The organism is Thermaurantimonas aggregans (genome assembly GCF_003851885.1).
GTDB classification, from domain to species: domain Bacteria; phylum Bacteroidota; class Bacteroidia; order Flavobacteriales; family Schleiferiaceae; genus Thermaurantimonas; species Thermaurantimonas aggregans.
In genome coordinates this window covers 76968-98155 of record NZ_BHZE01000006.1, presented here as the reverse complement: position 1 = coordinate 98155, position 21188 = coordinate 76968, and the positions used below count along the sequence as shown (strand labels likewise).

Annotated in this window: 13 protein-coding genes and 1 other RNA gene; 8 read left to right on the top strand and 6 right to left on the bottom strand. The window is 40.7% G+C overall.

Annotation, left to right across the window (positions count from 1 at the left end; all coding sequences use genetic code 11):
* Window positions 1–11: 11 nt before the first annotated feature.
* The 3 genes from EIP89_RS04460 to EIP89_RS04450 all read right to left on the bottom strand — a co-directional run bounded on the left by EIP89_RS04460 (window position 12) and on the right by EIP89_RS04450 (window position 3841).
* Window positions 12–2633 (bottom strand): DUF8693 domain-containing protein, encoded by a 2622-nt coding sequence (locus EIP89_RS04460; RefSeq protein WP_124397458.1) that lies wholly within the window; start codon window positions 2631–2633, stop codon window positions 12–14.
* Window positions 2634–2700: 67 nt separating this feature from the next.
* The gene (locus EIP89_RS04455) at window positions 2701–3378 is read right to left on the bottom strand and encodes an endonuclease III domain-containing protein (protein ID WP_124397457.1); all 678 of its coding nucleotides are present in this window, start codon (window positions 3376–3378) and stop codon (window positions 2701–2703) included.
* 16 nt (window positions 3379–3394) lie between these two features.
* Window positions 3395–3841 (bottom strand): DUF2214 family protein, encoded by a 447-nt coding sequence (locus EIP89_RS04450; protein ID WP_124397456.1) that lies wholly within the window; start codon window positions 3839–3841, stop codon window positions 3395–3397.
* 186 nt (window positions 3842–4027) lie between these two features.
* Between EIP89_RS04450 and fumC the strand changes: the two genes are divergently transcribed.
* The 8 genes from fumC to EIP89_RS04410 all read left to right on the top strand — a co-directional run bounded on the left by fumC (window position 4028) and on the right by EIP89_RS04410 (window position 16191).
* A complete protein-coding gene (gene fumC, locus EIP89_RS04445) occupies window positions 4028–5422 on the top strand; it encodes a class II fumarate hydratase (RefSeq protein ID WP_124397455.1) in 1395 nt (464 codons plus the stop codon).
* Between the two features lie 407 nt (window positions 5423–5829).
* A complete protein-coding gene (locus tag EIP89_RS11730) occupies window positions 5830–5928 on the top strand; it encodes a GxxExxY protein (protein WP_371851058.1) in 99 nt (32 codons plus the stop codon).
* Between the two features lie 235 nt (window positions 5929–6163).
* Window positions 6164–9238 carry a glycosyltransferase family 117 protein gene (locus EIP89_RS04435; protein WP_124397454.1) on the top strand — a complete coding sequence of 1025 codons (3075 nt, stop codon included), beginning with the start codon at window positions 6164–6166 and terminating at the stop codon, window positions 9236–9238.
* A gap of 214 nt (window positions 9239–9452) precedes the next feature.
* Window positions 9453–9845, top strand: a transfer-messenger RNA (tmRNA) gene (gene ssrA, locus EIP89_RS04430).
* 71 nt (window positions 9846–9916) lie between these two features.
* Window positions 9917–11734, top strand: coding sequence for a M1 family metallopeptidase (locus EIP89_RS04425; RefSeq protein WP_124397453.1), 1818 nt, complete (start codon window positions 9917–9919; stop codon window positions 11732–11734).
* Window positions 11735–11813: 79 nt separating this feature from the next.
* Window positions 11814–14897: a protein translocase subunit SecDF gene (gene secDF, locus EIP89_RS04420; protein WP_124397452.1), complete on the top strand. Its 3084-nt coding sequence runs from the start codon at window positions 11814–11816 to the stop codon at window positions 14895–14897.
* A gap of 96 nt (window positions 14898–14993) precedes the next feature.
* Complete coding sequence (locus EIP89_RS04415; protein ID WP_245966098.1) at window positions 14994–15254, top strand: twin-arginine translocase TatA/TatE family subunit; 261 nt, start codon at window positions 14994–14996, stop codon at window positions 15252–15254.
* Between the two features lies 1 nt (window position 15255).
* Window positions 15256–16191, top strand: a complete 936-nt coding sequence (locus EIP89_RS04410; RefSeq protein ID WP_124397451.1) for a sodium:calcium antiporter — start codon at window positions 15256–15258, stop codon at window positions 16189–16191.
* Between the two features lie 2 nt (window positions 16192–16193).
* Here EIP89_RS04410 and EIP89_RS04405 read toward each other — a convergent pair whose 3' ends face one another.
* From EIP89_RS04405 to EIP89_RS04395, 3 genes are all read right to left on the bottom strand, one after another.
* Complete coding sequence (locus EIP89_RS04405) at window positions 16194–19280, bottom strand: sensor histidine kinase (protein WP_124397450.1); 3087 nt, start codon at window positions 19278–19280, stop codon at window positions 16194–16196.
* 61 nt (window positions 19281–19341) lie between these two features.
* Complete coding sequence (locus EIP89_RS04400; RefSeq protein ID WP_124397449.1) at window positions 19342–20853, bottom strand: PspC domain-containing protein; 1512 nt, start codon at window positions 20851–20853, stop codon at window positions 19342–19344.
* On the bottom strand, window positions 20850–21149 hold the full coding sequence (locus EIP89_RS04395; RefSeq protein ID WP_124397489.1) for a PadR family transcriptional regulator: 300 nt from the start codon (window positions 21147–21149) through the stop codon (window positions 20850–20852). Before EIP89_RS04395 ends, EIP89_RS04400 begins: the two co-directional genes overlap by 4 nt.
* Window positions 21150–21188: the final 39 nt, after the last annotated feature.

Genomic DNA, 21188 nt, shown 5'->3' with positions numbered 1-21188 from the left:
GATTTTTGTTATTAATAGATAAATTTAATGTTTTTTGAATTGTTTCCAGCCACAATGTTCAGTACATAAACCCCCTTTGCCAGGTTTGGCAAAGCAAATGTAGTGGTGGCGCCTTCGGCAATATCTACATTCCAAACTTTAATTACCTTGCCGGTCATATCGGTCACTTTCAGGGTAGTACGGCCGAGGTTTTCAAAGCCTTTTAGATGAATCTGGCCGTCGTGTACCCAGGCTTGATAGGGTGAGGCTTTTGGCACTTCTGCTTGGTTAGTTGATAAAGGATCGATAGCGCTGAACTTAAGTATGAAGCGGTCTTTAAAAATTGTGTCATTGATAAATGTGTAAGCTCCATTTTTAAAATCGTGTGTAAGGTTTAATTTTTTGTCTTCTAAATATACACCATATCCGTTTGTCAGGTATTGATCACGAAGATGAATTGTGTAAGGATGATTGTGAAGGGTAGAGATAAAACCGACATCAAAAGTTTTCAGTCCGCTGGCATAAGGTACAGCATTAATTGCCATTGCATTATTGTTGTATTTTGTGTAGATATTAGGATAGCCGGCACTGTTGCGCAATTTCCAGGCATCCCATTCGTTGTCGAAATCATCGGTTGCTGAGTTATGTATTGAAATGGTCAGTCGGTCGGTTTTTTCGCTGTCATTGGCATCTTCTACATCTAGCACAAAGAAATCTTCAATGCTGGTACCTCTATGTAAATCCGGATTAGAATGAACACTTCCGTTTGACGACATTGACCAAGAAGTACCAAGCGAAGGTGAAGCAGCATTTGCTTTTACCCAAAAGGCTTGCATGGGGCCGATTAATAAATTAGGAAGTCCCCCTCCGGCGTATGAATGATAACCAGTGCCTGTAAAGATGTAAAAAGCATCATCGACGTTTGTTCTTGTAAAAGTATTGAAATCCAAAGGACAAGTAAATGGATTACCAATAAGATTCCAACCTTGATTAGATGTGCTACCAGATATGGTGAAGGTAACCCCTGAACCCGGATTATCAAAAGTTAAACTTGGTGCTGTAATGGAGGTATTTGGAGTTCCGGTAAAATTGTAAACATCTCCAGTGGTTTGAATACCGTTGGTGCCCACAAAACCGTAATAACCGATACCAGGTGTGATAGTCGAACTTCCATTAGTAATATTCACCCATTCAGAGCCATCCCATCGGTACAAATTTTTGGTATTGACATGAACATCCGTACCAATTGTTCCAAAATGACTGGCAGTACTGGCATTCATTGAGGCAGAAATAGCATTCCAACCAGCATTACCGGTGCCCGAGCGAAGATACCGTTGTTGAGTGACTGTGCCTGTTCCGCTGTAAGAAGATGTAAAGCGCAATGCTCCATACGAAGTAAGGGAATTGGCTTCAATCAAAATACCTTCTGATGCATTGTTTGTAAGATTATCGGTTGTAATATCCAGATTAGAACCTGAAGTTACCCGTAATAAACCACCAGAATTTATTGTCACATTAGAAGTTCCACCCCATTCAGCTAATATAGAGTTGGTTGCATTTGCTTCCAGAACTCCTCCGTTTTCTACCGTTATTGTTCCGGTATTTCCTGTTCTTAATTGCCGACCGTTGATGCGACATGTTGAAGAATTCTTGATATTAAAATTGAACACATCAATGTTTGAAAGCCCTTCAAGGGTGAGTATTGTTGCGTCAGTTCCATTGCCTATATCATAATTTGCTGTATTGCCAAACGATGGATTGGCATTCATAAAACCGGAGTTAAAGAGCGTAGCAGTACTACCTGTAAAAGTCACAGTCCTATCGCCTGATACAGTCCATGTGCACCCGCCTTCTACACGTAAAAAACTTTCAATTGTCAAGTTTGTGTTTAAAGTTGTAGTCTGATTATCGGCTACGGTTACTCCAAAAAATGAACTTCCATAAGCACTTATGTTGTTTGACGCGATTTGATTTACATAGCATAGCCTAGAAAATGGCGGTGTAGATGAACCATCGCCTGTACTCTCAATAGAAAAATATTGTCTTCCTGTCAAATCTGATGCCGTTCCTCCATCTGCACTTGCACCAGTGATGGAAGTCCCTCCATATGCAGTTCCGCCATTTAAATAAATAATAAAATTAAAACTCGAAGGTCTACCTCCCATCAATGACCAATTTATAGCTATTTCTTGTAAGTTACCTGAAGTGGTTTTAACAATATCAGTTGAATTGTCAACATTCGAGTTCCATCCACCACTTCCGTTGTGAGTTCTATGTTGGTGATAACCATTTCGTATGTATGCCAAAAAATTTGCTCTAAATGGTAGTCTTGTGTATTCAACTCCATCGAAATTAATTCCTGCTAATGAACCATTTGAATTCGAACCCCCGTTTACAGGTGTTTGCGGGTCTGTGTCGATATAAATCACAAACTCATCATCAGTTGCATTTCCATTACTGTTAACCGCGAGATAAAGATTGGTATTATCCCAGGTCATGTACCATGTACGCGTACCGTCGGACCAGGCATTTCGACCATTCGTGTGGTCGCCGTATTCTCCGGTGGATATGGAACCATCTCTATTGGGTGGCGAACTTATAAACTGAGCCTGAGAGCCAATCACTACAAAAAAAAATGGTATAATTCTTTTCATCTCTGAATAATTTTAGTGTCAAAAGTACACTATCTTAAAAAATTTGCAAGGAAGTTTAATGAAAAAGTTAAGGCTGTTGGTTGGTTTTTTTACTTTTTTCCTGTTTCCAGGCTTTGATAATTTCTTTGCGGCCTATGGTGCGGGTAATGAAGTCTTTATCTAAATCCCAGCCACGGGCTGGGGAGTACTCCCGGCCGTAAAAAATGATTTGCAAGTGGAGTTTGTTCCAGCGCGATTTGGGGAAGAGGGCCTTGGCATCGCGTTCTGTACGTTGTACACTACTGCCGTCCGAAAGTCCCCATCGATACATCATGCGGTGGATGTGGGTATCTACCGGAAAGGCCGGCACTCCAAATGCCTGTGCCATCACTACAGAAGCCGTTTTATGCCCTACAGCAGGTAGAGCTTCAAGGGCTTCCATGTCAGCCGGTACTTGGCCGTGGTATTTGTCGATGAGGATTTTGCTGAGTTCGTAAATGCCTTTTGATTTCATAGGCGTAAGGCCGCAGGGTCGGATGATTTCGGCAATGCGTTCAAGCCCCAGAGCCACCATATCGTAGGGATTATCAGCTTCTGCAAACAACAGGGGAGTAATGCGGTTTACGCGCTCATCGGTACATTGAGCTGAGAGCAGCACTGCTATCAGCAAGGTGTATGGGTCGCTGTGATGGAGTGGTACTGGTGGATCAGGATACAGTCGGTCGAGTTCGGTAAGGAGATATTTTACTTTTTCGCGTTTGGTCATTAGGAGGTTTTCTTTTTCAGGAACCAAAATATCCTATGCCTTTGGCCATAAGTCCGGCCAGTAAGGGTATGCAAGCGATCAAAATGAGCTGAATGGTGATCATCCTGCGGATGTGTACTGGTACAATCACAATGTCGTCGGGATTTCCTTTGCGCTTTTTGAGGAAGAAGACGGTAGGCCAGGCCGATAGTATGCCGGCAGCGGTAAACAGGGCGAGTTTTGTGTGAAAGAGGAAGTTTTTTGAATAATAGTCTGCAGGCTTACCCACCCAAAACCAAAGTGTGAAGCCGGCCGCTAGCAAGGTGAGCGCTGCCAGTCCGTAAATGCCGTCAATGCGGCTGATGCGTCCGATTTCAGCGCGGGTCATGGCGGGCCTTACGCTAAAGGCTTCGATCGACAAGGCTGCCACAATGGCAAAAATGCTTATAAAGTGTAGATAGCGGGCGGCAATTTCGAGGGTCATCTGTAGCAAAAAATTTAAGCACGAAAGTAAAGACAGTTGTAAGAATGCAATTGTTTGAAAAAGTCAGTCATTAATTCCTCCATCATTGCTATGAACATTGTATAAACAAGAATTCTTCGCCCAAAAAAAATTGAAGGATCGGCAGTCGTGGGCAATATTTGCGGCTCAATTCAACTCTTTTCAATCATGGAATACCGCATTGAACGCGATACAATGGGCGAGGTACAGGTACCCGCTCACCGCTATTGGGGTGCTCAAACAGAGCGCTCGCGCAACAATTTTAAAATAGGCCCTGAGGGCAGTATGCCTCGCGAAATCATTGAGGCATTTGCCTACTTGAAAAAAGCAGCAGCACATGCTAACGGTCAGCTAGGGGTGCTTTCAGTTGAGAAACGCGACCTGATCTCAAAGGTGTGCGATGAGATCATCGAGGGCAAGCTCTACGACGAATTTCCACTTGTGATCTGGCAAACCGGTTCTGGAACGCAGTCAAATATGAATGTTAATGAGGTAATTGCCAATCGCGCGCATGTGCTGGCCGGTGGTAAACTGACCGATGAGAAAAAAGTACTCCATCCAAACGATGATGTAAACAAATCACAATCGAGCAACGATACCTTCCCCACGGCTATGCATATTGCGGCTTACAAGCTGGTGGTAACCCGCACCATCCCGCAGATCGAAGTGCTACGAGATACGCTTAAGGCAAAATCAGAAGCCTTCAAAGACATAGTAAAAACCGGTCGTACCCACTTTATGGATGCCACTCCGCTCACACTGGGCCAGGAGTTTAGCGGCTATGTGCAGCAACTTGACAACGGTCTGCGCGCCCTGCGCAATGCCCTGGAAATGGTACGCGAACTTGCTCTCGGTGGAACTGCGGTGGGTACCGGTCTTAACGCTCCCAAAGGTTACGACGTGCTTGTGGCACAAAAGATTGCCGAGTTCACAGGACTGCCCTTTATTACTGCTCCCAATAAGTTTGAGGCTCTGGCTGCCCACGATGCCATGGTAGAGCTCTCTGGCGCGCTGAAGCGCGTAGCCGTGAGCTGTATGAAGATTGCCAACGACATCCGCATGCTATCTTCTGGTCCGCGCTGTGGTATTGGTGAGATTTTGATACCTGATAACGAGCCGGGCTCATCTATTATGCCGGGCAAGGTGAATCCTACACAGCCGGAAGCTCTTACAATGGTGTGCGCACAGGTCATTGGCAACGATATGGCCGTGGCCGTGGCTGGCAGCAATGGACACTTTGAGCTCAATGTGTTTAAGCCTGTGATCGCCTACAATGTTCTGACCAGTGCGCGCTTGCTGGGCGATGCGTGTGAAAGCTTCAACAACAAATGCGCTGTGGGCATAGAGCCCAATCTGCCGGTCATCAAGCGCCATCTCGACAACAGCTTGATGCTGGTTACGGCACTGAATCCACACATCGGCTATGAAAATGCGGCTAAGATTGCCAAAAAGGCCCACAAAGAAGGCAAAACCCTAAAAGAAGCAGCCGTAGAGCTCGGCCTGCTTACTCCGGAACAATTCGACCAGTGGGTCCGTCCAGAGGACATGATTCATCCCAAGTGATGAATATTTGAATTCTGCATAAATCATCGAGCTCAGCGGGAGTTTAAAACTCCCGCAGAACTCGCAGAATAGCACAGTGTTAAGAAAGAGATTAATAAAAATCATCGAACCTCTGCAAATTCCACGGGATATTCAAAAAAATTAAATTTTTTGCTGTTAAAAAATTATGTCGTAATGAATCTATCTAAGGTTATTTAAAAATTCTTAATTAGAGAAAACAAAATTTCCTATCAAATTAGAGGCTCGATTTTTATTGTCCACAAAGCCTTCGGTCCTAGATTATTTGAATCGGTTTATATGGCAGCATTACATGCCGAATAGTTTGAAAGAGGATTACATGACAGAAAAGAAGTACTAATTCCTGCTTCAGAGATACATGTGTAGATTAAGGTTTTTGACTTGATTTACTGGTCTATAATAAAGTTTTTATCGAAGTAAAATCCGTAGAAAATTTAGCAGAAGTTCATCACAAACAAATCCTTACCTGTTTTAGATTAATAGGTTAAAACTTAGAATATTGGTGAATTTCAATGTTTCGGATGTCGAATGCGGAATCATTCGAAAAGAGAATGTACTCTCGGAAGGCGTCAGCTGATGCTAGTAAATTTTTGTTACTAGTTTTTTAAAACATTTTAAAACAACCTCAAAATTTTTAGCTGTATTTACATCACACAAAATTTATCACCTATTTATCGCCTTGTCCTATTTTCGCCCACAAACAAAAAAAGATTTACCTAAGAAATGGAAAATTACAAAAAGTGGAATGACATTGTAGGTTGGGCTGTGTTTGGCATTGCCTTGCTCACCTACATGCTCACCCTCGAACCTACCGTATCTTTCTGGGATTGTGGAGAATACATTGCAACATCTGTAAAACTTCAAGTTGGTCACCCACCAGGGGCACCTCTCTTTCAATTGCTCGGTGCCGTAATGGCCATTTTCGCCTTTGGCGACTGGACCCAAATGGCCTTTTGGGTAAACACTCTTTCGGCCCTTTCCAGCGCCTTTACCATTCTCTTTTTGTTCTGGACCATCACTGCACTTGGACGCAAACTTGCCGAAAGCCTTGGCCGCAACGATCAAACGACCATGATCGCCATTCTCGGCAGTGGGGTAGTTGGGTCGCTGGCTTATACGTTCAGCGACAGTTTCTGGTTCTCAGCCGTAGAGGGCGAGGTGTATGCGATGTCGTCCTTCTTTACGGCCATCGCCTTTTGGGCTATTTTGAAGTGGGAACGCGAAGTGGACTGGAATCCGCGCGCTGACCGTTGGCTCATTCTCATCGCCTTTTTGGTAGGGCTTTCGGTGGGCGTTCACATCCTGGTGTTCCTCACTGTGCCAGCGATCACCATGATTTACTTTTTTAAAAAATATCAAAAAATTACTACTCTTAACTTCTTGGTAGCCAATGCAATAGGTGTGGGCATTCTGGGGGTAATTTTCGTAGTGATCATTCCATTTCTATTGCGTTTGTATGGCTTCATGGAAATTACGCTGGTCAACACCTTCGGTCTTCCATTTGATTCCGGTACCATCTTTACCACCTTGCTTTTAGTCGGAATTTTTGTCTGGTCTCTTTGGTATGCCAAGCAAAAAGGCTACTACTACATGCACGTCATATCTCTTTCCATTTTCTACATCATACTTGGCTATTCGAGCTTCCTTACTCTTGCTATCCGCTCAAATGCCAATCCCCCCATCGACGAAAACAATCCAGAGGATGCCCTAAGCTTGCTGGCCTACTATAAGCGCGAACAGTACGGCGACTTCCCAATTCTGTATGGTCAGTATTTTAATTCGCAGCTTGACAGAAATAACCCCTTTAAAGACGGCAAGCCCATCTATGTGCGCGATGAGGAGGCTGGCCGTTATGTGATTTCTTATGATGCAAAGTATTCAGAGCGCAACTGGGATAAGTCAACCATCGGATTCTTTCCTCGTATGTGGAGCGATGATCCAGAGCATATAGAAAACTACAAGCGCTTAGCAAACATCCGCAACCCGGAAAAGAAGCTCACCGTGGGCCAAAACTTAAAGTTTTTCTTCGACTATCAGCTCGGCCACATGTACTGGCGGTATTTTATGTGGAACTTCGCCGGTCGCCAAAACGACGACCAAGGACGTTATGAGTTGACAAAAGGCAATTGGATCTCAGGCATACCATTTATCGACAACATACGCCTTGGTCCGCAGAAGAATCTGCCTGACTATATGAAAAACAACAAGGCTCGCAACAAATACTATTTGCTGCCCTTGTTGCTCGGCATTTTTGGCCTGTGGTATCACTTTAAAAAGAATCCAAAGGATGCCTGGGCAGTGTTTCTGTTTTTCTTCTTTACTGGTGTGGCTGTGATTGTCTATACAAACCAAAAGCCCTTTGAACCTCGGGAAAGGGATTATGCTGTTGTAGGCTCTTTCTACGCATATGCTATGTGGATTGGCTTAGGTGTATTTGGAATTCTTGACCTGCTGCGCGAGAAGTTCAATAAGCCAGTTCATGCTCTTGCAGTGTCTGCTCTGTGCACCCTTCTGGTGCCGGGCATTATGGCCAAAGAGAATTGGGACGACCACAGCCGCGCTAATCGCTACACCGCACGTGATATTGCGAAAGCATATCTCGACAGTTGTGCGCCAAACGCCATTCTCTTCACCAATGGCGACAACGACACCTTCCCCCTGTGGTACGTGCAGGAGGTGGAGGGCTATCGCACCGACGTGCGTGTAGTAAACCTAAGCTTGCTGAATACCGATTGGTACATCGATCAGATGAAGCGCAAGGCATACGACAGCGACCCGGTGCCCTTCTCGCTCGAGTGGAATCAATACAAGCAAGGTACCCGCGATGTGCTTTATTACCAGCAGCGTCCGAATGTAGCCCCTGCCAATGCACGCTGGATGGCCGAAGACTTTATGAAATGGATCAAGAGCGATGATCCCATCACCCGCTTCCAGGCATATGGCGGCAAGCGCGAGTTTCAGTACTACCCAGTTAAGCGCCTTCGATTCCCGGTTGATAAGGAAGCCGTGCTTCGCAACAAGGTCGTCCGCCAGTCAGATACCGCCAAAATACTCGACTACATCGACGTAGATCTAGACATGGACTATCTGGCTAAGCGCGACATCATGGTGCTCGACCTCTTGGCCAACAACGACTGGAGCCGTCCAATCTATTTCTCCATCACTGTAGGCAGCACCGATCGCTCGTACTTCTTCCTCACCGAGTACTTCCGCCTCGAGGGGCTTGCCTATCGCTTTGTGCCGATGAAAATGGCCGACAAAGGTCAGCGCTTCGAATTCGGTAAGGTGGACACCGAAATCATGTACAACAACCTGATGAACAAGTTTCAGTTCGGCAACATGGAGCTACCCGATGTGTACCTCGATGAAACTAATCGCCGTTTGAGCTTCAACTTCCGCAACATCTATGCGCGTTTGGCTTCTGAATTGGCAGCCGAAGGCCAAAACGAAAAGGCCATAAAAGCTCTCGATTTCTGTATGGAAAAGATGCCGATCGAAAAATTTGAATTCAATTACTTCATGTTTGGCATCATTGAGGGCTACCTGAAAGCTGGTGCCAACGACAAGGCTCTGGACCTTATGAACAAGTTTGCCGACCAGCTTGACCAGGAAATTCGCTACTTTAATCAGTTTAAAGGCAGCAAGCGCAAGGCTATCTCACAAGAGCTACAAAACAGCCTGCAGTTCTATCGCTTCCTCGCCCAGCTCGAGTTGCAGTACATCCTCAAGTCAAACGACTTCTCCCAAAGCCAGCTCTACAAACGCTTCGAGCAAGCTTCAGCAGGTGTAGTGATTTGATCGTAAGACAAAAAACAGATGTAAAACGCCTCAATATTTACTGAGGCGTTTTTCTTTATGATTTTAAATATATCAGTGATTCCAATAGATATATGAATATATTTTGCAAAAGTAATTGCCCAAAAAGATTAATCGAAGGAAATTGAGTGAAAGGCTCAGGTTTGAAAATTCTGCACAACAATTGATACCTTTGCGGTCGTAAAAACGTTCTTTGGGGGCTGACTGGTTTTGACAGCAAGGTGAATGTGTCAGTAAGCATGCCGAGCCAGGTGACGACGCTCGTAAATCTTGGTCACAGCCATAAATGGCAACAACAACTACGCACTTGCTGCTTAATCAACGGGATGTTGGTTAGCTTTATCTGCCACCAGGTGGCAGAGCAAGTCATCCTGCTACAGCCGATTCGCCCGGCGGTAGATTACAGGGTGTCATAAAAGGGTGAATAGGGGAGTGTAGGCTGCGAACACGCCCCGAAAACACAGCAGCTAAGCCATCGGCAGGGTGTCTGTCTCCATCCGATGGTCGAAAAAGCAACGACAGACTAAGCATGTAGAAAGCTGATGTGTTCCTTGTTTGGACGCGGGTTCGAATCCCGCCAGCTCCACTGACTCGACCGACATTTTGTCGGTTTTTTTATTTTCTGCCGGTGCCTTTCTTTGGCAGTCCAAAATTCGGCTGATGAAGAATTCGTGGTTTTTTTTTCTCTTATTGCTATTCCCACTTACCAAATCATTTGCAACTGACTGGCAGCTGCGCGTGAAATATGACATTGCCGTCGATTTTGACGACCGAAAGCACCAATTTTCAGGTACTCAGCGATTGGTGGTGTACAATCAGAGTCCAGATACCCTCCAAGAACTATTTTTCCATCTGTATTACAATGCCTTTCAGCCTGGAAGCATGATGGATGTACGCTCGCGCACCATCGCCGATCCCGACCGACGGGTAGGTAACCGCATTTCAAAACTTAAGCCTGACGAAATCGGTTATCACCGCATTCAGTCTTTGAAAATCAATGGCCAGGAGACACCTTTTAATCTGTATGAGACCATTCTTCATGTTCCAAAAGCCTTTGTATTACCTGGCGATAGCGCGGTAATCGATATGCGCTACCAAAGTCAGGTACCTGTACAAATCAGACGCACAGGCCGTAATAACGTCGAAGGCGTAGCCTACAGCATGGCGCAATGGTACCCGAAGTTGTGCAACTACGACCGACTGGGCTGGCATCCTAATCCCTACATCGGCAGAGAATTTTATGGAATTTTCGGCGACTGGGATGTGCGCATCACTCTGCCAGCTCGCTATGTAGTGGCTGCTACCGGAGTATTGCAGAATGCCGATGAAATAGGCCACGGATATACGTCAAAAACTGTAAAACACAAGCCGAATGCACGCATTACTTGGCACTTCAAGGCTGAAAATGTGCACGACTTTGTGTGGGCTGCCGATCCGGAGTACGTCCACAAAACGCACCAAGTGCCCGGAGGACCACTGTTGCGGTTTTTTTTCAAACCTCGGACGGCAAACGTAAGCACATGGGAGCAACTGCCTGACTACATGGAGCGCTTTTTTCAGCTTATGGAAAAGTATGTAGGCGCCTATCCGTATCCGGTGTATTCTTTCATTCAAGGTGGAGATGGAGGGATGGAATATCCAATGGCTACGCTTGTTTTAGGCAGCGGTGAGCTTAAGGGTATGGTGGGTCTGTGCGTACACGAGGCTGCACACTGCTGGTTTTATGGCATTTTGGGATTTAATGAATCCTTACACCACTATATGGACGAAGGATTTACCACGTATGTCGAGGATCTTATTATGAATGAGCTCTTTCCTCCTGATGACCCGCTTCGTCGGGCAAATCCGCACATTCCTTCGCTCGAGCGCTATGTAGCTTTAGCCCGCGATGACAATTTTGAACCTATGGCCATACATGCGGATCATTTTAACACCAACAGAAACTATGGTACAGCAGCGTATTACATGGGTTCTTTACTACTGGCCCAACTCGAAGGAATCATTGGCCGTGAGAAAGTGATTGATGGGTTGAGGCTTTTTTACGACATATATAAGTTCAAACATCCTGGTCCGGATGAACTGCGCAAGTGTATGGAAAAAGTATCGGGTGTAAAGCTCCATTGGTATTTTCATCAATGGATTAACTCTACCAAAACGCTAAAAATCGCCATCAAAGAGGTGCGTGAAGATGCCGACGGTCGAGCAGTAGTTGTGATAGAAAATTCTGGTAAAGCAATCATGCCCGCAGAGGTGTATGTGGAGGCCGATAAAGAGTATGCGTACTTCATTCCGCTTGACTTGATGTATCAGACACAGCCACGCGAAGGATTTATCACCGCGCCCTATTGGCCCTGGGTGAGGCCTGTGTATGAGCTTAAAACCGACATTCCATTTAAAGATATTAAGAAAGTAACACTCGACAAGTATTACAGATTGGCACGAGTCGATTTTAAAAACCAGGTATGGCCATTTAAATAAAACTCAGGACTTTTGAATTAGAAACAGGCGGCTATATTTGCGGCCTCAAAATAAAAAACATATTAATCCAACGTAAGGAATGCAAAATAAGGGACTTATCAAAGGCTTCGCTATAGCCTTTGCGATCGCTTGCCTTTACCAGCTCACTTTCACCTTTACAGCCTCGAGAATAGAGCGAAAAGCTCATGAATACGCTAAGGGCGACAGAGAAGCCGAACAGCGCTATCTCGACTCAATGGCTTCCGAAAAAGTTTTAAACCTCCTTATAAAAAAATACACATACGCTGAGGTTAAACAAAAGGAGTTGAACCTTGGACTCGACCTTAAAGGAGGTATGAACGTGATCCTTGAGGTACAGGTGCGCGACATCATTCGTAGCCTGGCTGGCGATAAAAACAATCCTCTGATCATCGAAGCCCTTGACAATACAGACAAAAAACTGAGAAGCACTCAAGACAATTACGCCAACCTGTTTTTCACAGAGCTCGACGCTCTGATGAAGACCAAAGGACTGTCGCTGCGCTACTCTGATCCTACGCTTTTTGGTACCAAAATGCTCAACGATCGAGTAGGTTTTAATGCACCTGATGAAAAAATTAAGGAAGAAATTCGCCGTGAAGTTCAAGGCGCTATTGACAATGTATTCACCGTTCTGCGTGCCCGTATCGACCAATTTGGCGTAGTGCAGCCAAACATCCAAAAGCTCGAAAACAGCGGCCGTATTCTCATTGAGTTACCCGGTGTGAAAGAGCCAGAGCGCGTGAAAAAACTTTTGCAAAGCACAGCCCAGCTCGAATTCTGGAACCTGTATGAAGGCTCTGAATTCCTCGACTTCTTAAGTCAAGCCAACGAGCGCTTGAGAGTGCTGGCGCCCAGAGAGAAGGAATCAACTGCTACTGATGATAAAAAAGAACAAAAACCTTCTGATATCCTCGACATTAAGAGCGTAGAAGACGATCAAACTACCGCTCAAGCAGACCAAACTAAGAACACATCCGATACTGCTAAAGCTGAAAGTGACACAGCTTCGATAGAAAATCAGTACAATCCACTCTTTGAGGTGCTTGCACCCTATTACGATTTTCAAAACAACAAAGCTGTACCCGGGCCTATTGTGGGTATCGCTTTAGTGAAAGATACAGCTAAGGTAAACAAATACCTCTCCATGCCTCAGATCAGAGCTTTATTACCGGCTGATAAGCGCTATGTAAAGTTTCTCTGGTCTGCTAAGCCCGAGGGGTCAACTCAGCAGCTCTTCTTGCTTGCCATCAAGGGCAATCGCGATGATCGTCCTGACCTATCTGGAGATGTGGTGATCGATGCCCGCCAGGACTTCGACGAGCGCAACCGCCCCATCGTGACCATGACTATGAATGCTGTGGGCGCTCAAAAATGGCAAAAAATCACTCGCGAAGCTGCCAGCCAGGAGCCAAAACGCTCTGTAGCTGTAGTGCTCGACAATCTGGTGTACTCCTTTCCTCAAGTGCAAAATGAAATTCCCGGAGGTCGTACCCAAATCACCGGCAATTTTACCATCCAAGAAGCACAAGACTTAGCTAACATTTTAAAAGCTGGTAAACTTGCTGCTCCGGCACGCATCGTTCAAGCTGATGTAGTAGGACCCTCACTTGGTAAAGAATCTATCAGAGCTGGTATCTGGTCTTTTGTAATTGCTCTGGTGATTGTATTGATTTACATGATCTTTTACTACCAAAATGCTGGTGTGGCCGCTAACGTAGCGCTGGTAGTAAACATGTTCTTCATTTTTGGACTGCTGGCTTCGCTTGGTGCAGTGCTTACCTTGCCAGGTATTGCCGGTATCGTGCTCACCATCGGTATGTCAGTAGATGCTAATGTGATTATATATGAGCGCATTCGCGAAGAGTTGCGCGCCGGCAAGGGATTGAAACTGGCTATTTCTGACGGTTATAAGGCAGCTTACTCGTCCATTATCGACGCCAATGTTACGACATTGCTCACCGGTATCATCCTCTATGTATTTGGTACAGGTCCTATCAGAGGCTTTGCTACCACATTGATCATCGGTATTTTCACTTCGCTTTTCTGTGCCATTTTCATTACACGTCTAATATTCGAAGCGCGTTTAGAGAAGAAGAAAAATATTACCTTTTCTTCCAAACTTACCGAAGGAATATTCACCAATTCAAAAGTAGATTTCTTAGCTCTTCGAAAGCGCGCATACGTAGTTTCGGGAGTTATTATCGTTGCAGGCATCATTTCTCTGTTTACAAGAGGATTGGATTACGGTGTTGACTTTGTGGGCGGGCGATCTTATCAGATTCGTTTTGACCAGCCCGTAAATACGGTAAAACTGGCCACAGCAATTGGTGAATATTTCATCGATGAGTCGGGTAAAAAGATTGTGCCTACCGTAAAGACCATTGGATCTGCCAATCAAGTGATTGTTACCACCAAATACAAGATCAATCAAACCGGACTCGAGGTAGAAAACGAAATTAAAGACAAGCTCTATCAAGCCTGCAAGCCTTTCTATGCTAATGAAATTCCTGAAAATCAATTTTTGGATAACGACAGTGGAATCGGTATTGTGGCTGAGCGCCAGGTAGGTCCTACCATAGCCGACGACATCAAGGAGTCAGCAATTTGGGCATTGGTGTTTTCATTGCTGGTGATCTTCCTGTACATCCTTGTGCGCTTTAGCCGTTGGCAATTCAGCCTTGGCGCAGTTCTGGCAGCCTTCCACGATGTTCTGGTGGTAATTTCACTCTTCTCGTTGCTCTACGGCATCGTTCCGTTTACGCTGGAAATCGATCAGGCTTTTATCGCGGCATTGCTTACAGTTATTGGTTATTCGCTTAACGATACTGTTATTGTCTTCGACCGCATTCGCGAGTATTTTGCAACCCACAGCCGTCGTAAACCTATCAACGAAGTAATCAATGAAGCGGTGAACAATACATTAGGTCGCACGATCAACACCTCTCTTACCACTTTATTTGTATTGGTAATCATTTTCATCTTCGGAGGAGAAGTGATTCGAGGGTTCATGTTTGCTCTTATGATGGGTGTGATCGTAGGTACATACTCATCGCTGTTCATCGCTACTCCTGTAGTATACGACACCTTTAGCGAAGAAGACCGCATTAAGTTGCTAGAAGCTCACAAGGCAGCAAATGTGTAAATAGTTCAGTAAAATTTAGCACTTTGAAAAAGCCGGCTTTCGTCCGGCTTTTTTATTTGTAGCTATATCTTTGCTAGGTATAAAGTCAATTTAAAAGTGCTTCTTTTTATTGGATTCGGGGAAATAGTTTTCATACTGCTTTTTGTTTTGCTCTTTTTCGGTGCTGATTCTATTCCGGAAATTGCCCGTAGTTTAGGGCGCGGACTTTATGAAATACGCCGAGCCACTCAAGAAATAAAAAATGAAATTACTCGTTCGGCTGAAGAAGTAATTGAAAAGGAAAAACTCAGTGATACAACGAAAGAGATTGAAAAAGTAAAACAAGAAATCGAAGGTACCATAAGTCGAAAGCGCTAGCATGATTGCTCTACTCCTGATACCAGCCATTATTCTCATAGGATCAGGATATTTTTTCTTGTATCGATTTACGATTCACATTTCAGTTTTTTTTCGACATCAGCCCGCTGCAATAGGGTTTTTGATACTTTCGGCATTTACATCATTACCTGAAATTTTCTGTGTTATTTACAGTCTGCATTCCCATTACACAGCTGTTCCCCTTCCCTTAGTTATTGGTAGCAATGTTTTTAATTTCACATTATTGCTTGGCTTGGTAGTTTGGCGATATCCTTTGAAGGTATCCGGATTTCATCGCGAAGAAGACCTATGGGTACAGATTTTATTAGGTTTTATACTGTTTTTAAACTTCATATATACGCCAAAAATTCATCCTCTTACATTTACAATTGTTTTAATTCTTTTTATACTATTTGGTTATTTGGTGCGTAAAAGTGTTTTGAGGAATTTAAATGAAAGACAACTTCCTACATTTACTTATATTAAAACACATCCCATTTTAGCTCTTTTATATGGATTATTAATGACGTTTTTTGGCAGTATTTTGCTGGTTGAATCAGGTCAAGCTATTTCATTAGTTTTTGGCGGAAAAGATATACTTACAAGTGCTTTACTGATAGGCAGTATTACGAGCATTCCTGAATTTTTGCTAACAATTTTTTTAATTCGAAAAAACATTTCTTCGGTAGCTATCTCCAATTTGATGGGAAGTGGAGTATTTAATTGGGCAGTAGTTTTCGTTTTTCCTTTGTTTTTTTTAGGTAGTTATGACGATAATGTGATTAATTACAGATGCATGTTTGTGGCTTATTTCTTTTCCTTAATCGCTGTTTATTTCTATATGTATTTAAAGAGAAAAACTTCAATAAAACTATTTGATTCACTATTCTTTATGGCTATTTATATACTTTTCGGCTATTGGTTATTTTTTTGCTAATCTCAAATGATTTTTTCAACTAAAGGCAAGTAAATATGGAATGTTGATCCCTCTCCGTGAGTGCTTTCGAGCTCTACAAACCCATCGTTTAGTTCTGTATAATTTTTTACAATATATAAACCTAATCCTGTTGAACTCTCACCCTTTGTGGGTTTAGCGGATAAACGTTGAAAAAGACCAAACATTTTTTTCTTATCTTCTTCTGTAAAGCCCGGACCTTGATCTTTTATACTAATTTTTACGTATTCTTTACTGTTTCTAATTTCAGTGGTTATACCTATTTCAACAGTAGAATTTTCATTGCTGTATTTTATCGCATTCGATAGCAAATTTTGAATAACTTCCCCTATTTTTCTTTCATCTATATTTACCAAAAATTTTCCTCTAGGTTGAAAGTGAATTTGAATATTTTTTTGACGAGCATAATTGTTCATTAATGAGTAATGCTCACTCAATATTTCAATGATATCTACGATTTTTTTATCAATTTTTTGCTTAAAGGTATCTTGACGAACGCTACTTAAAATATCTTGGATTATACTCATCATTTGAGTCGTAGAACTCTTAATCATCGATAAATAATCGAGCAACTCCTTCTTTGTTGGATTATCAAGATCGGTAGTTGAAATAGTTACCTCCATTAATTCCTTTATGCCATCAATAGCGCTTAATGGATTCTTTAAATCATGAGCATATACGCCGAGCAGTTGATTGCGTTGTTTCGATAATTCGTACAATTCATCTTTTGAGCGCTCTAATTCCCTCTTTTCTTCGATTAATTCCTTTGTTCTAAGTTGTACTAATTCTTCGAGTTCTTTATTCTTTTTTGCAAGATAACTTTCTCTAAGTTTTTGGATGTACAAAAGAGTAATTACAATCAGTAAAACCAAAATTACTAGGAAGTAAAAATTTAAATACCATGGGGTTTTGACATGGATCGGAATGGATTTTATTTCGCTATTAATGCCATAAATGTTACGAGCATAAATCTGAATTTCATAATTACCAAAATGAAGTTGTGGTATTACAATTACATTGCTATTTTTTAATTCTTGCCATTCGTTGTTTTCATTCTTTATCCGATAGAAATATGTAATTTTATCTTGACCCTCATAATAAGGCGATGTGATAAATATTTGCAAAGGTCCATAATCGTAATTTAAAACTATTCTTTTGTGTTTTTCATCATAGTATCCCTTTTGATTGTACAACATCTGTTGAATTGAAATTTCAAGGGGTTGATACAATTTATGTGACTTATTTAAATCAAGTACATAAAGTCCTTCAATAAATGTAATCAGAAGTTTATCGTCATGAGTTAAATGCCAACCGGCAAATCCTCTTTCTGGCAAGTATTTAAAAATTTTATTAAAATCGTTTTCGGCCGTAAGCGTTGAGTTTATTAAGTAATATTCATTTTGATTATTTTCGTTTGTTAGTTTGATAAATAATCCGAATTTTGAAGGATATATATTTGATACAAATTGTTTAGAAATGTAATCGCCGAAATCAGCAGTTCTTCTTAGATTATTCAAGTATTTATCAGGCTTATAAACCCCTTCTTGAGTTAATATATAAATCTGATTGTTTACATGTACTATTCGATTGTTGAAATAGGAAGGTAGCCCTGATTTTGTATCGTAAAATTTCAGTTTTCCCTCGTACAGAAATCCTACTCCACTAGAAGTAGTAGAAAACCATATCCTTTTATTAGTATCTACTACTATATCGCTTAATTCAACTTGGTCTAGGGTTTTGACATATTCAAAAGATACTTTTGAAGACTTTATTGAAAAAATTAAAATTAGATGATTGTTGTAAACTCCATAAAGTTTCTTTGTAGATTCAAGTGTAAAAATATTTTTTCCCTCGGAAAATTCAAATAATTTAATGATTTTCCGATTTTCAAATTTATATACACATTTGTTTGTTAATACAAAGAATGAAGTTTCATCTATTTTATAAATCTTTCGGATAATTTCGTTTAATTGAAATATTTTTTTTAACTCATTGTTATCAAAAATGTAAATATTGTATTGATCTGATAAGTATGTGGTATTCTCTAGATCAACAAATGAATGTATTATTCCTTTAATTCCATCTGAATTAGAGTAAATACTGTAAGGTGAACCGTAGTTGATAAATCGAATTAAATACTCTTCTGCTGTCCAAAGATTTCCAAAGTAATCTTCATATACATCGTTTACAAATTCGTTAATGAGATTGTTTTCTTGATTATAGATATATTTGATGTTAAAGGTGGAATCTGTAATAACGACACCAGCATTTCCTAATGCGAAGGCGTAATTTCCATCAAACAGTTGGAGGATTTTTCTTAAAGATCCTTCTCTTATATATTTCGATACTTGATTGCTTTCAAATATTACGTCTTTTATTTCCTCATTTTCTATCCTGCAATGCGCAACTACACCATCACTAAAAAATAATTTTGTGCCTCGAGTGGTTGGAAGTATAAATTCAATTAATTTATCGTTAAAAATATTACTGTTTTTTAAAAATTTTTTCTTTTTATCGGTAATTGTAAAAAGCCCGATTCCTTCTTCTTGAAAAATTAAAGTATTTTTATATACAAAAGCCTTGTAAAAAGTATTGTTTTCTGGTTGATGAATAGTAATTTTCTTTTGGTCGTATTCAAAAATAAATTTTTCACTAATAAAATAAACATTATCTGTGGTGATCGTTTGCCATATTTTACCGAATGAAGTTTGAGAAAGCGGTAATAGATTAAACAACGAAATATATTTCCATTTATTTGAATTATCGAGCTCTATATAACCGAAGTCTTCTAAGCCACCTACATAGATATTGCAATCTTTGTAATTGTAACTTAGTGAAAATATTTCTGAGTTAAGTCTGTTTTTTACAAGTTCCCAGTTGTAGCCATCAAATATTTTAACCCCTGAAGAGGATGCTACAATTATTAATCCTTCCTTAGTTTGGGTTACTTGCCAGTTAGTTCCACTTCCTTTGGTAATAGTAGGGCCAAATGTTTTAAAAGAAGGCTTTGGATTGGAATAAATTAAAATGGAAAAAATAAAAATAAAATAAAAACTAAAAAATTTTCTCACTCTTGAGATTTTGTACAAATATAGATAATCGCCCTTTCAGAAAGTATTTTGGTGTAAAAATCTACAATTTAACAGGTCCTTCTTCAGTCATTTTATAAAATCCTGGTAAAGATACTTCTGTTTCCTCTTCTACAAAAAAGTTATATTGTGTAAAAAAAATCTCAGGTAAATAAATTATTTGGTCTACTGGAAGGTGTACTTCAATAACCACTTTTTGTTCTCTAAATCCAATATTTTTTGGAAATGTAAAATACGAAAAAGCATAAATTTTATTACCATCTCTATACACTTGATACTTTATGTATTGAATATTTTTAAAAGCTTCTATTTCATCAGCACCTTTAGCTTCTGCTTTTAAAAAATATTTAGTATTATTTGTTTGACTTTTAAGAAGAATTATATCAATATTCGATAAATATATAGAATCTTTCGTCAATACAATAGGAAGGACATTATTGGAAATCAAATTTATGGGTACAACAAATAAAGTATCTCCTCTTGAAAGTAAAAAATTTTCTGATTGAAGTACGTAAGAAGATTTCACAGCAAAATTTCTTTTTATAGTAAATACTACAGCACCTGTAAAAACAGCTGAGAGCACTAACATAAAAACTGCGAGAAAAAGACTTTTTATGCGTTTTGTTTCTGCCTTTTTAGTTAAAATTTTAAATCCTACTCTTAATGCAGCTAAAAGACTGACAGCGAAAATTATGCTGCTTATAATAAATACAACCAACTGCAGGGTAGAGGGGAAGATGAGTAAGAGATAGTTTAATGCATTTTCCTTAGATATTTTGATACTATTAATTGTAATACTATCAGTAATAATTCCATAAACTGTTAGAAACATTACAAATAAAAACAAAAGAATTACAATAGACAAAATTATCAATGCGCTTCGTGAAAAGAAATTTACTAAAAAATTTTTAGTATAAATCAAAATATTTACAATAAAGTCTAATAATTTAACAAAAAATATGTTGTTAATATTTTTCGAACTACTTAATTTTTCAGAATAATATTTGTCAATCATCGATTGATCTAAAAATTTGCTTGGAATCTCTTCACCTTTCATAATCATTTTTTCAACATAACTTTTTGCTTTTGGTATTATTGCCCAAAAGAAAAGGTATAACAAAATTCCAATTCCTTTATAAAAAGTTAGTAAGATAAATAAGATCCGAAGTACACTTCTGTGTACAGATAAATAGTGTGATAATCCTGCAGCAATACCTCCCAAAAGGTTATTATCAGGATCTCTGAACAATTTCTTTTTGAATTTATAGTGTTCTGATGACGCACTTGAAATTTCATTTTGTTCCAAAAATTCATCTGGTTTACCGATTATTTTGACAATTTCGTCGATCAGTTCTTTTTCAATGATTTGATTGGATTGATTTTTTTGATTTAACAACTCTGCAATTCTCAACTCGATATCTTTCAACGTTTCTTCTTGGTACTCTGGATGAATGACTTTCTTTAAATTTTCTAAGTACAATGACAGAGTTTCATATGCTTCTAAACTCATGGTGAATGGTACGCGAGCTATCTGTGTTGTTCTTGTTTTTTTCATTGTTGTAAAAGTTTGTTGATAGACGTTGAAAAATCGATCCACATGTTTTTTAAAGTATTGTAATATTCTTTTCCCGTTGGGGTAATCGAGTAGTATTTGCGTGGTGGGCCTTGGTTGCTTTCTTCCCATCGGTAGGTGAGGTGTCCATGGTTTTTCATGCGCGTAAGCAGAGGGTACAGGGTACCTTCTACGAGGATGATTTCGTGCTTTTTCAATGCCTCAATTATATCACTAGAATAAGCATCTCCTTGATTTAGAATGGCTAAAACACAGAGTTCAAGTACGCCTTTACGCATTTGCGCGCTGGCTTGCTCCTTTAAATCATTCACACTTTG

Bases quoted from the DNA above. Each gene is read 5' to 3' on its own strand.
- EIP89_RS04460 (WP_124397458.1), bottom strand. From the start codon at position 2,633: ATGAAAAGAATTATACCATTTTTTTTTGTAGTGATTGGCTCTCAGGCT.
- EIP89_RS04455 (WP_124397457.1), bottom strand. From the start codon at position 3,378: ATGACCAAACGCGAAAAAGTAAAATATCTCCTTACCGAACTCGACCGA.
- EIP89_RS04450 (WP_124397456.1), bottom strand. From the start codon at position 3,841: ATGACCCTCGAAATTGCCGCCCGCTATCTACACTTTATAAGCATTTTT.
- fumC (WP_124397455.1), top strand. From the start codon at position 4,028: ATGGAATACCGCATTGAACGCGATACAATGGGCGAGGTACAGGTACCC.
- EIP89_RS04435 (WP_124397454.1), top strand. From the start codon at position 6,164: ATGGAAAATTACAAAAAGTGGAATGACATTGTAGGTTGGGCTGTGTTT.
- EIP89_RS04425 (WP_124397453.1), top strand. From the start codon at position 9,917: ATGAAGAATTCGTGGTTTTTTTTTCTCTTATTGCTATTCCCACTTACC.
- secDF (WP_124397452.1), top strand. From the start codon at position 11,814: ATGCAAAATAAGGGACTTATCAAAGGCTTCGCTATAGCCTTTGCGATC.
- EIP89_RS04410 (WP_124397451.1), top strand. From the start codon at position 15,256: ATGATTGCTCTACTCCTGATACCAGCCATTATTCTCATAGGATCAGGA.
- EIP89_RS04400 (WP_124397449.1), bottom strand. From the start codon at position 20,853: ATGAAAAAAACAAGAACAACACAGATAGCTCGCGTACCATTCACCATG.
- EIP89_RS04395 (WP_124397489.1), bottom strand. From the start codon at position 21,149: ATGCGTAAAGGCGTACTTGAACTCTGTGTTTTAGCCATTCTAAATCAA.